15 protein-coding genes are annotated in these 13,268 nt (G+C 74.3%); 10 read left to right on the forward strand and 5 right to left on the reverse strand.

Translation table 11 applies throughout. From position 1 onward, the window contains the following. Positions 1–29: 29 nt before the first annotated feature. On the reverse strand, positions 30–587 hold the full coding sequence (locus CKY47_RS14105) for an NADPH-dependent FMN reductase (RefSeq protein ID WP_306746223.1): 558 nt from the start codon (positions 585–587) through the stop codon (positions 30–32). Between the two features lie 94 nt (positions 588–681). Here CKY47_RS14105 and CKY47_RS14110 point away from each other — a divergent pair, with 94 nt between their 5' ends. The 3 genes from CKY47_RS14110 to CKY47_RS14120 all read left to right on the forward strand — a co-directional run bounded on the left by CKY47_RS14110 (position 682) and on the right by CKY47_RS14120 (position 3,012). Further along, a complete protein-coding gene (locus CKY47_RS14110; RefSeq protein WP_306746224.1) occupies positions 682–1,305 on the forward strand; it encodes a TetR/AcrR family transcriptional regulator in 624 nt (207 codons plus the stop codon). Positions 1,306–1,429: 124 nt separating this feature from the next. Continuing rightward, positions 1,430–2,659, forward strand: a complete 1,230-nt coding sequence (locus tag CKY47_RS14115; protein WP_306746225.1) for a PP2C family protein-serine/threonine phosphatase — start codon at positions 1,430–1,432, stop codon at positions 2,657–2,659. Beyond that, positions 2,656–3,012, forward strand: a complete 357-nt coding sequence (locus tag CKY47_RS14120; RefSeq protein WP_306746226.1) for an STAS domain-containing protein — start codon at positions 2,656–2,658, stop codon at positions 3,010–3,012. The genes CKY47_RS14115 and CKY47_RS14120 overlap by 4 nt, the downstream gene beginning before the upstream one ends. A gap of 38 nt (positions 3,013–3,050) precedes the next feature. On the opposite strand, the gene CKY47_RS14125 is transcribed toward CKY47_RS14120, so the two are convergent. From CKY47_RS14125 to CKY47_RS14135, 3 genes are all read right to left on the reverse strand, one after another. Beyond that, the gene (locus tag CKY47_RS14125; protein WP_306746227.1) at positions 3,051–3,509 is read right to left on the reverse strand and encodes a hypothetical protein; all 459 of its coding nucleotides are present in this window, start codon (positions 3,507–3,509) and stop codon (positions 3,051–3,053) included. A gap of 102 nt (positions 3,510–3,611) precedes the next feature. Next, entirely contained in the window at positions 3,612–4,571 is a 960-nt protein-coding gene (locus CKY47_RS14130; protein WP_306746228.1) for an LLM class flavin-dependent oxidoreductase, read from the reverse strand. A gap of 52 nt (positions 4,572–4,623) precedes the next feature. Beyond that, positions 4,624–5,232 carry an SGNH/GDSL hydrolase family protein gene (locus CKY47_RS14135; RefSeq protein ID WP_306746229.1) on the reverse strand — a complete coding sequence of 203 codons (609 nt, stop codon included), beginning with the start codon at positions 5,230–5,232 and terminating at the stop codon, positions 4,624–4,626. A gap of 300 nt (positions 5,233–5,532) precedes the next feature. Here CKY47_RS14135 and CKY47_RS14140 point away from each other — a divergent pair, with 300 nt between their 5' ends. The 3 genes from CKY47_RS14140 to CKY47_RS14150 are packed head-to-tail and all read left to right on the forward strand — an operon-like array spanning position 5,533 to position 7,933. Continuing rightward, the gene (locus CKY47_RS14140; RefSeq protein WP_306746230.1) at positions 5,533–6,348 is read left to right on the forward strand and encodes an alpha/beta fold hydrolase; all 816 of its coding nucleotides are present in this window, start codon (positions 5,533–5,535) and stop codon (positions 6,346–6,348) included. 20 nt (positions 6,349–6,368) lie between these two features. Continuing rightward, positions 6,369–7,613, forward strand: coding sequence for a PP2C family protein-serine/threonine phosphatase (locus CKY47_RS14145; RefSeq protein WP_306746231.1), 1,245 nt, complete (start codon positions 6,369–6,371; stop codon positions 7,611–7,613). Beyond that, positions 7,601–7,933: an STAS domain-containing protein gene (locus CKY47_RS14150; RefSeq protein WP_306746232.1), complete on the forward strand. Its 333-nt coding sequence runs from the start codon at positions 7,601–7,603 to the stop codon at positions 7,931–7,933. The genes CKY47_RS14145 and CKY47_RS14150 overlap by 13 nt, the downstream gene beginning before the upstream one ends. A gap of 92 nt (positions 7,934–8,025) precedes the next feature. On the opposite strand, the gene argG is transcribed toward CKY47_RS14150, so the two are convergent. Further along, entirely contained in the window at positions 8,026–9,471 is a 1,446-nt protein-coding gene (gene argG, locus CKY47_RS14155; RefSeq protein WP_306746233.1) for an argininosuccinate synthase, read from the reverse strand. 574 nt (positions 9,472–10,045) lie between these two features. On the opposite strand from argG, the gene CKY47_RS36905 reads away from it, so the two are divergent. The 4 genes from CKY47_RS36905 to CKY47_RS14175 all read left to right on the forward strand — a co-directional run bounded on the left by CKY47_RS36905 (position 10,046) and on the right by CKY47_RS14175 (position 13,250). Then, a complete protein-coding gene (locus tag CKY47_RS36905) occupies positions 10,046–11,773 on the forward strand; it encodes an ATP-binding protein (protein ID WP_371320665.1) in 1,728 nt (575 codons plus the stop codon). Positions 11,774–11,888: 115 nt separating this feature from the next. Next, positions 11,889–12,308 (forward strand): roadblock/LC7 domain-containing protein, encoded by a 420-nt coding sequence (locus tag CKY47_RS14165; RefSeq protein ID WP_306746234.1) that lies wholly within the window; start codon positions 11,889–11,891, stop codon positions 12,306–12,308. Beyond that, entirely contained in the window at positions 12,305–12,661 is a 357-nt protein-coding gene (locus CKY47_RS14170; protein WP_306746235.1) for a DUF742 domain-containing protein, read from the forward strand. Before CKY47_RS14165 ends, CKY47_RS14170 begins: the two co-directional genes overlap by 4 nt. Next, positions 12,642–13,250 (forward strand): GTP-binding protein, encoded by a 609-nt coding sequence (locus CKY47_RS14175; protein ID WP_306746236.1) that lies wholly within the window; start codon positions 12,642–12,644, stop codon positions 13,248–13,250. The genes CKY47_RS14170 and CKY47_RS14175 overlap by 20 nt, the downstream gene beginning before the upstream one ends. The last annotated feature ends 18 nt before the right edge of the window (positions 13,251–13,268 follow it).

Here is a 13,268-nt window from a genome sequence, read left to right on the forward strand (position 1 = left end):
CGCGACCCGGGGACGCGCCCGCGCGGGGCTCAGGCCGCGACGCCGACGCGGCCGGACAGACCGGCCAGGACCTCGACCAGGCGGGCGGTCACCTCGGCGTCGTCCACCGGGTGGGTTTCGGCGAAGCGGGTCACCGAGGCGGGGATGGACAGCGTCAGGTCGTCGGCCACGGCGGCGCCGGCGATGCGGACCGCCTTGCGCGCCTCGTCCTGCGCCCACACGCCGCCGTACTGGCCGAACGCGGTGCCGACGACGGCCACCGGCTTGCCGGACAGGGCACCCGCGCCGAAGGGCCGGGACAGCCAGTCGATGGCGTTCTTCAGCACGGCCGGGATCGTGCCGTTGTACTCCGGGGAGAACAGCAGCAGCGCGTCGGCGTCGCCCACGGCGCGGCGCAGCTCCGCCGCCGCCTGCGGCACGTCGCCCTCGACGTCGATGTCCTCGTTGTAGAAGGGCACGGAGGCCAGTCCCTCGTGCAGCGCCACCTCGACGCCCTCGGGGGCGAGCCGGACGGCGGCCTCGGCGAGCTGGCGGTTGTGCGACGCGGCGCGGAGGCTGCCGACGAGAGCGAGGATGCGAACGGTCATCGGGGTGCTCCCCAGGTGAGTGCGGGTGGTGCGCGGTCCGGTACCCCACGATAAACGGACCACGGTCCGTTTCTCTTCCGGCTAGGCTTCGACCGTGAGCGAGCCCACAGCACCGCGCGGGCGGGTGCTCCCGCTGACCCCCGTGCACGCGGCACCGAGGCTGCGCGCCGACGCCGTGCGCAACCGGGCCCGCCTGCTGGAGGCCGCGACCCGCCTGGCCGCCGAGCACGGCGCGGCCAACCTGACCATGGAGGCCGTGGCCGCCGCGGCGTCGGTCGGCAAGGGCACCGTGTCCCGCCGCTTCGGCGACCGCAACGGCCTCCTGCTGGCCCTGCTGGACCACCAGGAACAACGCCTCCAGGAGGCGTTCATCACCGGACCCCCGCCGCTCGGCCCGGGCGCGGACCCGGTGCGGCGCCTGCTCGCCTTCGGGCCCGCCGTGATGCGTCACGAGCACGCCCACCGCGACCTCTACCTGGCCGCCGACCCGGGTCCGGACCGCCGCTTCACCGCCCCGGCCCGGCGCGTCCGCATCGCCCACCTGACCACGCTGCTCCGCCAGGCCACCGGCGACGCCGACGTGGACGTGCTCGCCCACACCCTGCTGGCGTCCCTCGACACCGCCCTGGTCCACCACCTGACGACCCGGCTGGGCATGCCACTGGCCCGGGTCGGGGCGGGCTGGGCCGACCTGGTGACCCGGCTCACCGCCCGCTGACGGAAGGCGACGGAAGTGCGCCGGCACGTCGGGTCTGCCAGGGTTGGACGATGCCCACCGTGAACGCCACCGGCCACTGCCGGACGCCGGACGCGCTCCCCTCCCGCGCCGGCGCGCCGAGGTGATGACGGGGATCGGGCGCCGGGCCGAGGCCGGGGCGGACCACGACCGCGCCGGGTCCGCGGCGCTGTCCCCGGACCTGGCCGAGGACCTGTACGAGAACGCGCCGTGCGGGAACCTGGTGACCCTGCCGGACGGGCGGATCGCCAAGGTCAACGCGACGCTGCTGCGCTGGCTGGGCCGCACCCGCGAGGAGCTGGTCGGGCTGCGGTTCGCCGACCTGCTGTCGGTCGGCGGCCGGATCTACCACGAGACGCACCTCGCGCCGCTGCTGAGCATGCACGGTGAGGTCAACGGAGTCGCGCTGGAACTGCTGACCGCCGACGGCGACCGGTTGCCGGTGCTGCTCACCGCGACGGTCCGGGAGGGCGGCGACGGGCAGGAGCCGCTGACCCGGATGACCGTGTTCGACGCCCGCGAGCGCCGCGCCTACGAACGGGAGCTGCTGCGCGCGGGCAAGGCGGCCGACGAGGCCCGCGACCGGGCGCAGCGCCTGGCCACCACCCTCCAGCGCACGCTGCTGCCGCCGGTGCTCACCGCGCCGCGCGGCGCGGAGGTCGCCGCGCACTACCACCACGCGAGCCCGGACGAGGTCGGCGGCGACTTCTACGACCTGTTCCCGCTGTCCGACGACCGGTGGGGGCTGTTCCTGGGCGACGTGTGCGGCAAGGGCGCCGAGGCGGCGGCGGTCACCTCGCTGACCCGGTACACGCTGCGCGCGGCGGCGGTGTACGACCCCGACCCGGCCGCCGTGCTCGACAACCTCAACACCGTGCTCAACCAGGAGTTCCAAGGCGGCCAGCCGCGCTTCTGCACGGTGGTCTTCGGCGTGCTCACGCCCGAGGCCGACGGGTACGCCGCGACGCTCGCCAGCGGCGGCCACCCGCCCGCGCTGCTGCTGCGCGCCGACGGGGCCGCCGACTACCTGCGCACCCCGGAAGGTCAGCTGATCGGCATCCTGCCGCACGCCAACATCGTCACCACGACCGCGCACCTCGGTCCCGGCGACACCCTGCTGCTCTACACCGACGGCCTCACCGAGGCGCGCACCGGCACGGCCCACGACCGGTACGAGGAGACGGCGCTGCTGGAGTTCGCCACGGCCCTGGCCCCCGCCTCGGCGCCCGACGTGATCGCGGCGGTGACCCGGCTGCTGGACGACTTCGGCGAGGGCCTGGATGACGACGCGGCCGTGCTGGCCGTCGGCGTGCCCCGTCCGGCGGGAGCCCGGTGAGCGGCCTGCGCGTCACCACCCGGCAGCTGGAGGACTTCCACGTGGTCGCCCTCGACGGCGAACTGGACCTCGGCACCACCGCCCGCCTGCGCGACGCCGTCGGCGGCCTGGTCCTGCGCGCAGGCGACCACGTCGTGGTCGACCTGACCGCCGTGACCTTCTGCGACTCCACCGGGGTGTCCGCCCTGATCGCCGCCCGCAGGCACGCCGACGCCGCGGGCTGCCCGCTGGTCCTGGCCGGCACGCCCCCGCACATCACCAGGTTGCTGCGCGTCGTCGGCCTGCTGCCCGTGTTCCCCGCGCACTCCACCGTCGAGGAGGCCACCCGGGCACCGATCCCGCCGGTCCCGTGACGGCTCGCCCGGTCCGGGCGAGCACGACGGCCGCTCCCCTACGGGCGGTGGCGGGTGGCGATCCTGACCACCTCGCCGCGCGCGTTGAAGAACAGCTTGGGCGCGAAGGCGTCCCGGGTGGTCTCGAACTCGCCGCGGCTCACGGGCTCGGCGCCCAGGCCGTCCGCGGTGACCTCGGGCGCGCCGGGGCCGGGGGTGAAGAAGGTGGCGTCCTCGGCGAGCCGGGCGGTCTCCGGTTTCGCGCCCGCCACCGGGACCACCCTCGGGCCCGTCCGCGACGAGGTGTCCAGGGTCGCCTCGACCCAGGTGACGGTCGTGCCGTCGACGACCAGGTCGGCGGCCACCTCCACCGGGATCTGCCGGATGAGGGAAGCGGGTCCCGCGGACGTGGTCGTCCCCCGCGCGCCCACGTCGGCGCCGTCCGCCGCGCAGGAGGCCGACAGCAGCGGTGCGGTCGACACGAGGGCGACGAGGGTCATGCGCGCGGTGTTCCGCACGACGACGACTCCTTCCGGGGCGGTGGGGTGATCACAGCTGTGGACGCGCGGACCCCGCCGCCGGTTCCCCGGACCGATTCCCCCGGACCGGTCGCGCCACCGCTACAGGACGGCCGCCAGGCGCTCCAGGCCGTCGGCCGGGTCGGCGTCCGCCAGGATGAGCACGACGCTGTCCACCCCCGCGTCGAACAGCTCGGCCAGCCGCGCCCGCGCGTCGTCGGCGGTGCCGACCACCGACAGCTGCCGCACCCACTCCTCCGGCAGGCGGCGCGCGAACTCGTCCCGGTCGCCGCACTCCCGGCGCAGCGCCGCGAACTCCTCCGCGAACGGCAGCGGCGCGAGGTGCGGCGCCCAGTCGGGTTCGCCGATCCAGGCCAGGCCGGGGCGGACGGCCTCGACGGCGGTGGCGCGGTCCGGGTGGACGGAGGTGGCGTTGTAGGCCACGAGGCGGTGCGGCCGCCGCGCGTCGACCTGGGCCAGCGCGGCGCGCGCGTACTCCGGCGTCACCGGTTCCGCCAGCACCGTGCCGTCGGCCACGCGACCGGACACGGCCAGCGACCGCGGCCCGCGCACCCCGGCGAGGACGAGTGGCGGCACGTCCGGCACGCACGCCGGCTCCAGCCGGACCGACGGGTCGAGCGAGACGTACCGGCCGCGTTCGGCGGCCTCGCCGCGCACCAGCGCGGTCACCGCGCGGACGTGCTCCTCCAGCAGGGTCAGCGGACTGGCCGGCCACTGCCCCACCGACCGCATCCACGCGGGCATCCCGTGCCCGACGCCGATGTCGACCCGCCCGGGGAACAGCTGCGCGAGCGTCGCGGCCTCCATGGCGGCGAACGCCGCGTTGCGGGCGCCGGCGGGCAGCAGCCCGATGCCCACCCGGATGCGGGGCGTCACGGCCAGCACGGCCGCGGCCTGGGCGACCCCGCCGCGGAACCCCAGGTCCTCCACCACCCACAGCTCGTCGAACCCGAGTTCGTCGGCGCGGCGCGCGAACGGCAGCACCGCGGCGGGCGCGAGGTCGCGCGGCAGCATCACCCCGACCGATCCGGAACGACCCACGACAGCCCCTCTCGGTGGTCCTGCCTTGATCGTATCCGAGCGCCGGGGCGGGTCAGGCGGCCCGCTGGTCGGCCGCCGCCAGGACGAACGGGGCGAGGGCGTCCGCGATCAGCGCGTACCCGGCGGGCGAGGGGTGGAAGCGGTCCGCCGAGAACAGGCGGGGATCGGCGGCGAAGCGGCCGTGCAGGTGGGACCCGATGTCGGCCACCACCCCGCCGGCGCGCACCACCGCGTCGGCCTGGGCCCGGGCGTAGAGCCCGCTGGCCTGGGACACGAACGACCGGTAGACGGGCGGCACGTGCGAGACGACGCCGAGGTCGGGCGCGGTGGTCACCACGACCCGCCCGCCCGCGCGGCGCAGGTCGGCGACGGCGTCGTGCAGCAGCGCGGCGCCCTGCGCGGGCGGGGTGAACGAGGTCAGGTCGTTCGCGCCGATCACGATCAGCGCCAGGTCGACGCCGGTCGGCGCGGTGGCGCGGACCTGGGCGGCCAGGCCGGTCGACCGCGCGCCGGACACCGCGTGCACGCCGAGGTCCACCCGGTGCCCGGCCTCGCGCAGCACCTCGGCCAGCAGGTGCCCGGGGGTCTGCTCGACCCGCGCGCACCCGACACCGGCGGCGAGCGAGTCGCCGAGGACGCGGAAGCGGAGTTGTTCGCTCATCACCCCCTACAACGCGCGGGCGTGCCCGCGTGCTCCCGCGTGAGGCCGATCTCATACCTCCGCGGTGGGCGCGGTGACCAGGGCGTCGAGCAGGAGTTCGCCGGCCTCCTCCCAGTCGTGGCCGGGCGCGCCGGCGGCGTCCAGCAGCGTGGCGCGCAGGCGGTCCATCGGCTCGTCCCCTCGCCACCGGCCGGGGACCTGCTCGACCCGTCGACGACACCGCCACCGCGCGAACGGTTCGTGACACGCGGTGACGGCGGTCATGCCGACTTCCCCCGGCGGTGGTGGGATAATGCCACGATGGACGTGCGGAGCAGGAACAACGTGACCGTCTCCGGTCGTGCGGACGGCCGACCGCTGGTGTTCTCGCACGGTTTCGGCTGCGACCAGAACATGTGGCGACTGGTGGCGCCCGCGTTCGAGGCGGAGCACCGGGTGGTGCTGTTCGACCACGTCGGCGCCGGGAACTCCGACCTGTCGGCGTGGCGGCCGGAGCGCTACTCGTCGTTGCGCGGCTACGCCTCCGACGTCCTGGAACTGCTGGACGAACTGGACCTGCGCGACGCGGTGTTCGTCGGGCACTCGGTGAGCGCGATGATCGGCGTCCTGGCCGCGAACGAGGACCCGTCGCGCTTCGGCGCCCTGGTCCTGGTGGGGCCGTCGCCGCGCTACGTGGACGACGGCGACTACGTCGGCGGGTTCACCGCCGAGGACATCGAGGAGCTGCTGGACTCCCTGGACAGCAACTACCTGGGCTGGTCGGCCGCGATGGCGCCGGCCATCATGGGCAACCCGGAGCGCCCGGAGCTGGGCCGGGAGCTGACCGAGAGCTTCTGCCGCACCGACCCGGAGATCGCCCGGCACTTCGCGCGCGTGACGTTCCTGTCGGACAACCGCGACGACCTGGCCGGGGTGAGCGTGCCGACCCTGGTCCTCCAGTGCCGCGAGGACGTCATCGCCCACCGGCGCGTCGGCGAGTTCGTGCACCGCGCCGTGCCCGGCAGCGAGTTCGTCGTGCTCGACGCGACCGGGCACTGCCCGAACCTGAGCGCGCCGGGGGAGACCACCGCCGCCATCCGGGACTTCCTGGACCGTTCCGGGAGCGCGCGACCGTGATGTGCGCGGCCGGGGCACGGGTGGGCGAGCCCGAGGAGCCCGGGGACGACGGCGACCGGTGGTCCGACGAGCGGGTGGTGTTCTCCTCGCTGCTGGAGGACAGCGCCGAGGACCTGTACGACAACGCGCCGTGCGGCTACCTGTCCACGCTGCTGGACGGCGAGATCGCCAAGGTCAACGACACGCTGCTGGGGTGGCTCGGCTACCGCCGGGAGGACCTGGTCGGCGTGCGGCGCTTCACCGACCTGCTGACCGCGGGCGGCAAGCTGTACCACGAGACGCACTACGCGCCGATGCTGCGCATGCACGGTGAGGCCCGCGAGCTGGCACTGGACCTGGTGGCGGCGGACGGCCGCCGGCTGCCCGTGCTGGTCACCGCCACCGTGAAGACCACCGAGGACGGCCAGCCGCAACTGGTGCGCCTCACCGTGTTCGACGCCCGCGAGCGCCGCGCGTACGAGCGGGAGCTGCTGGAGGCCAAGCGGAAGGCCGAGCGGGAGCGCGAACGCCTGGAGCGCCTCACCGGCACCCTCCAGCGGACCCTGCTGCCCGACGCGCTGCCCGGGATCGACGGCCTCGACGTCGCGGCGCACTACCAGGCCGCGTCCGTCGACCAGGTGGGCGGCGACTTCTACGACCTGTTCCCGCTGGGCGGGGACCGGTGGGGGTTCTTCCTCGGCGACGTGTGCGGCAAGGGGCCCGAGGCGGCCGTGCTGACCTCGCTCACCCGCTACGCCCTGCGGGCCGCCGCCACCGTGCACGACACCGACCCGGTCGCGGTGCTGACCACGCTCAACGCGGTCCTGCTCCAGCACCGCCGACCCGGCGCGCCGCGGTTCTGCACCGTCCTGTTCGGACTGCTGGAACCGGACGGCGACGGTTTCGCCGTCACCCTCGCGGGCGGCGGGCACCCGCCGGCACTGCTGCTGCGCGCCACCGGCGGGGTGGAGGCGCTGCACACCACCGGCGGGCAGCTCGTCGGCGCGCTGGCCAACGCCCGGTTCGCCACCACCTCGGCGCGGTTGGAGCCCGGTGACGTGTTCGTCCTCTACTCCGACGGACTCACCGAGGCCCGCCGCGCCGACGGCACGATGTTGGAGGAGGAGGGCCTGGCCGAGGCGGCCGCCGGGTTCACCGGCCTGCGCGCGCCCGCCGTGGTCGAGTCCCTGGTGGACCTGCTGGAGAAGTGGTCCGAGATGCCGTCGGACGACACCGCCGTCCTCGCGATCGGGGTGGTCCCCGCGGAGGCGCCGTGTTCGACGTGATCCTGAGCAGCGACGGCGGCACCCACACGCTCGCCCTCGTCGGCGAGCTCGACCACCAGACCGCCCCGCGGGTGCACGAGGCGCTGGACCGGCTGCACCCGGCGCCGGGCGACCGGGTCGTGCTCTCCCTGGACCGACTGGCGTTCTGCGACTCCAGCGGTCTGAGCGCCTTCATCGCCGCCTACGAGCGGGTCACCGCCGCGGGCGCCGCGCTCGCCCTCACCGCCCCGTCCGCGATCCTGACCAGGATGCTGCGCACCACGGGCCTGGACGGCGTGTTGTCCTGGCGGGACGACGACCGGGACCGGCGGGCCAGGTAGCGCCGAGGCCCGACCGGGTCGCCCGACCCGGTGGACGACGACGGCGCGTGCGCCGCCACGGGGGCCGCGCACGCGCCGGGGACGCCGGTCGGTCAGTCGGTGCCGGACTCCATGGCCGCGTGGTCGAGCAGCTCGTCGTCGGCCACCGTGCCGCGGGAGGCGATGACCTCGGCCCCGCCCTCGGGCATCGCGCCGATGAGCTTGGTCGGGGTGACCCGCGCGGTGTCGATCAGCGTCGACTGCCTGCTGCCCACCAGGCCGAGCCCGGCGTACTGCTCCAGCTTGGCGCGCGAGTCGGCGATGTCGAGGTTGCGCATCGTCAGCTGGCCGATGCGGTCGACCGGGCCGAACGCGGAGTCCTCGGTGCGCTCCATGGACAGCTTGTCCGGGTGGTAGCTGAACGCCGGCCCGGTGGTGTCCATGATGGAGTAGTCGTCACCGCGCCGCAGGCGCAGGGTCACCTCGCCGGTGACCGCCATGCCGACCCAGCGCTGGAGCGACTCGCGCACCATCAGGGCCTGCGGGTCCAGCCAGCGGCCCTCGTACATCAGGCGACCGAGCCTGCGGCCCTCGGTGTGGTACGCGGCCAGCGTGTCCTCGTTGTGGATCGCGTTGACCAGCCGCTCGTAGGCCGCGTGGAGCAGCGCCATGCCCGGCGCCTCGTAGATGCCCCGGCTCTTGGCCTCGATGACGCGGTTCTCGATCTGGTCGGACATGCCCATGCCGTGCCGGCCGCCGATCGCGTTGGCCTCCAGCACCAGGTCGACGGCGGAGCCGAACTCCTTGCCGTTGATCGTCACCGGCCGGCCCTGCTCGAAGCCGATCGACACGTCCTCGGGCGCGATCCCGACGGCCGGGTCCCAGTGCCGCACGCCCATGATCGGCTCGACCAGCTCGATGCCCGCGTCGAGGTGCTCCAGCGCCTTGGCCTCGTGCGTCGCGCCCCAGATGTTGGCGTCGGTGGAGTACGCCTTCTCCGTGCTGGCCCGGTACGGCAGGTCGCGCGCCAGCAGCCACTCCGACATCTCCGTGCGACCGCCCAGCTCGCGCACGAAGTCGGCGTCCAGCCACGGCTTGTAGATCCGCAGCGACGGGTTGGCCAGCAGGCCGTAGCGGTAGAACCGCTCGATGTCGTTGCCCTTGTAGGTGGAGCCGTCGCCCCAGATCTGCACGTCGTCGTCGAGCATGGCGCGCACCAGCATGGTGCCCGTCACGGCCCGGCCGAGCGGGGTGGTGTTGAAGTAGGTGCGACCGCCCGAGCGGATGTGGAAGGCACCGCAGGCGAGTGCCGCCAGCCCTTCCTCCACCAGCGCCGCGCGGCAGTCGACCAGGCGGGCCAGCTCCGCGCCGTACGCCTCGGCGCGCCCCGGCACCGAGTCGATGTCCGGCTCGTCGTACTGGCCGATGTCGGCGGTGTACGTGCACGGCACCGCCCCCTTCTCACGCATCCACGCGACCGCCACCGAAGTGTCGAGACCACCGGAGAAGGCGATGCCGACGCGTTCGCCGGCGGGGAGGGAAGTGAGCACCTTGGACACGCTGGATAGTATGCACCACGCTGCATGGTCATTCATAACCGGGGTCCCGCAAGCCCTCGCGCATGGCTCGCCCCCCGGCTGCGCGGTGACCGCCCCGGCGACTCGACGAACGCGGGACGGCGGATCGGCCGACCGATCGCAGACCGCACCGATGCGGTCTCGCACACCCGCGACCGCCACCCGGTTCCCCGAATGCGAAATCCTCCCATCAGCGAAAACGTCACACCTCTTACCACGAACAGAGCAATGGCGATACGGAGAGCAAGAACAGTATGTTCCTCACATTCGCTCCCGACGCCTTCACATACCCTCGGACATGCGCTTTTCCCTGCCCGCTACGCTGATCGGCGTACGCACGGGTGAACGTTCCCGCCCAGTCTTGACAGTGCGGACGGCGGTCGGCAGGCTGACCCCGCCGCGCCGCCCGGGGAGTCGACGATCGGCCGATCGGCCGCCGGCCGGGTCGGCGGCGACCGAAAGCCGGAGCGCTTTTTTCCCCTCACCGGGAATGGTGTAGAACACGGTCGCGAAAGCGCGCACGCATGTCCCCCGATCGCCCGCGAGGACCTGATTGATGTCAGCACACACCCCGTCCAGCGGTCCCCCGGCGAACCCCCCGGCGCGACCGGCCGTCCTCGCCGCGGTGACCGCCCTGGTCGTCGCAGGCGGCCTGGTCGCGTGGGCGGTGCTCGTCGCGCCGGAGCAGTCGCGGCTCCTCATCGGCGGGTGCGCCGGCGCCGCCGCGCTCGCGCTGGTCGTCGCGGTGACCGCGGCGGTGCACCAGCGGACCGCCGCGCGCCACTTCCGCGACCGCGCCGCCCTGGTGGCCGCCGAGGCCGCGGACCTGGCCGACCGGCTCGCGCCCGCGCTCGTCGAGCGGCTGCGCGCCGGGTCCGCCCCGGCGACCGCGCTCACCGAGGTCGAGAAGCCCGTCAACCCCCACCACGAGCGCGTGCTGCGCACCCTCGCCGAGGAGGTCGGCCGGGGAGAGCGCGCCCGGTCCGCCGCGATGGCCGCCTGCGGCAACGCAGCGGGCCGGATGCAGGCCCTGGCCACCAGCATGCTCGCGGACCTGCGCGAGATGGAGGAGCGGCACGGCGAGGAGGTGCTCGGCGACCTGCTCAGGCTCGACCACAGCACCGCCCAGGCCGGTCGCCTCGCGGACAGCATCGCCGTGCTCACCGGGGCGCGCTCCGGCCGCCGCTGGACCAAGCCGATCGTCATGGAGTCGATCCTGCGCGGCGCCGTCGGCCGGGTCAGCGCCTACCAGCGCGTGCGCACCCACTCGGCCAGCTCGTCGGCCGTCGTCGGCTACGCCGCGGAGGGCGTGATGCACGCCCTCGCCGAACTGGTCGACAACGCGTGCAACTTCTCCCCGCCCTCCGAGCAGGTCCACGTCTACGTGGAGGAGGCGCAGGCGGGCGTCGTCGTCACCATCGAGGACGGCGGCCTGGTCATGGGCGACCTGGCGCTGCGCCGCGCCGAGCGGCTGGTGTCCGGCGACTCGCTCGACCTCACCGGTCTGTCCGGCACCCGCCTCGGCCTCGCCGTCGTGGGCAGGCTCGCGCGCAAGCACGGCCTGGTCGTGTCGTTCCGCCCGTCGTCGCGCGGCGGCACCGGCGTCGTCGTGATGATCCCGCGCACGCTCATCACCGAGCCCCGCCAGAGCGGCGGCGGCAGGCGGCGCTCCACCGACTCGCGGGGGTACGGCGGGAACGGCCTGCCGGCCTTCGAGCCCGCGCTGTCGACGATCGAGACGCTGGACCTGCCCATCCAGCACGTGCCCGCCCAGAACCCGCCGGCACAGCGCCCGGCCCCGATCCAGCCCGCCCCGATCCAGCCCGCCCCGATCCAGCCCGCCGCGGTCGAGCCCGTCCCGGCGCAGCCCACCCACGCACCGCAGGAGCACACCGCGCAGCCCGCCGACACCTCCGACGACGTGCCCGAGCAGGACTCCCCCGCCGAGGACGTCGTGCTGCCCCGCCGCCACCGCGGCAGCACGCTCGGCGCCACGTTCCCCGGCCCGCCCCGCCGTCCGGTCGACCCCGCGCCGCCGCGCGCGGACGCGGGCAGCAGGTTCAGCGCGTTCCGCAGCGCGACCCGCCCCGAGAGCCGCCCGACGCACACCGGCCCGCAGAACAGCGCACCGCAGAACAACGCCCCCGGCCCGGACGAGCGCGAGCCGGACGCCCACGTCGAGCCCGGCCACGACCCGGCCGTCGAGGGCTTCGGCGAGCCGGGCGCACGCCCCCGCCCCGAGGTCGAACCGCTGCGCGGCGAGGCGCCCCACTGGCCGTCCTGAGTCGACCACCGGCACCCCCGCACCACCAGGCACCCCGAACCACCCCGACAGGATTGGAGGCAGGGGCCACGCACCCTGGCAGCGCAGGCCCAGGACCGCGGCCCCGACAGCCCGGATGAACACCACCGACCGCGACCTCGACTGGTTGCTGGAGAACCTCCTCGACAGGACCCCCGGCTCCCGGCACGCCCTGGTGCTGTCCAAGGACGGCCTCAAGCTGTGCCGCACCCGCGGCCTCTCGGTGGACCAGGCCGACCAGCTCGCCGCCATCGCCTCGGGCATGCAGAGCCTCGCCTACGGCGCGTCCGTCGAGTTCGGCGACGGCACGGGCGGTGTGCGCCAATCGATGACCGAGTTCCACGGTGGCCTGCTCTTCATCGTCGAGGCCGGGCAGGGCGCGCACCTGGCCGTCGTCGCCGTCGACGACGCCGACGCGGGAGTCATCGGCCACAACATGAACGAACTGGTCGAGCAGATCGGCGACTACCTCTCGACACCGCCGCGCCAGTCCCCGTACAGCTCACGACCGGCATGAGCCCGCGCCTCGACGACGAGGACCCGGACCGCCTCTACACCATCACCGGCGGCCGCAGCCGGGTCGACGCCGGGTCGGTCGACCTGGTGACCCTGATCGTCAGCGAGAGCGAGCCGTCGCCGGGCATGCAGTCGGAGCACGTCCGCATCCTGCGGATCTGCCGCCGTCCCACCGCCGTCGTGGAGCTGTCGTCGGACCTGAAGCTGCCGGTCAGCGTCGTGAAGATCCTGCTGTGCGACCTGCTGGACGCCGGCGTGGTGACCGCCCGCCACCCGATGACCCGCCGCACGCCGGACGAACTCCCCTCCCCGGAATTGCTGAAGCAGGTGCTCATTGGACTCCAGAACCTCTGACACCGCGGCGCGCGAACCGCTGCGGGCCACCGCCCACCACGGCCTCAAGATCGTCGTGGTCGGCGGTTTCGGCGTGGGCAAGACCACCATGGTGCGCTCGGTCAGCGAGATCAGGCCGCTGTCCACCGAGGAGACCATGACCAGCGCCGGGATCGGCGTGGACGACAACGACGCCGTGCGGTCCAAGAGCACCACCACGGTCGCGTTCGACTTCGGCCGCATCACGCTGAACGACGAACTGGTGCTCTACCTGTTCGGCGCGCCCGGCCAGGAGCGGTTCTGGTTCGTGTGGGACCAGCTGTTCGCCGGGACGCTCGGGGCGGTCGTCCTGGTGGACACGCGGCGCGTGGCGGACTCCTGGTACGCCATCGACCGCCTGGAGCACCACGGCACACCGTTCATCGTGGCGCGCAACGACTTCGGCGGTCCCCACCACTCGCTCGACCAGCTCCGCGACGCCCTCGACCTGCCGTCCCACGTTCCCCTGGTCGACTGCGACGCACGCCGGCGCGACTCCAGCAAGGCCGTGCTGGTCGCGCTGGTCAACCACCTCTTCGCCTTGTCCTCCGCCAGGGAGACCACGCCGTGACCCACCCGACCGACCTCA

The sequence above is a fragment of the Saccharothrix longispora genome (assembly GCF_030852425.1).
In the GTDB taxonomy this organism is placed as follows: domain Bacteria; phylum Actinomycetota; class Actinomycetes; order Mycobacteriales; family Pseudonocardiaceae; genus Actinosynnema; species Actinosynnema longispora.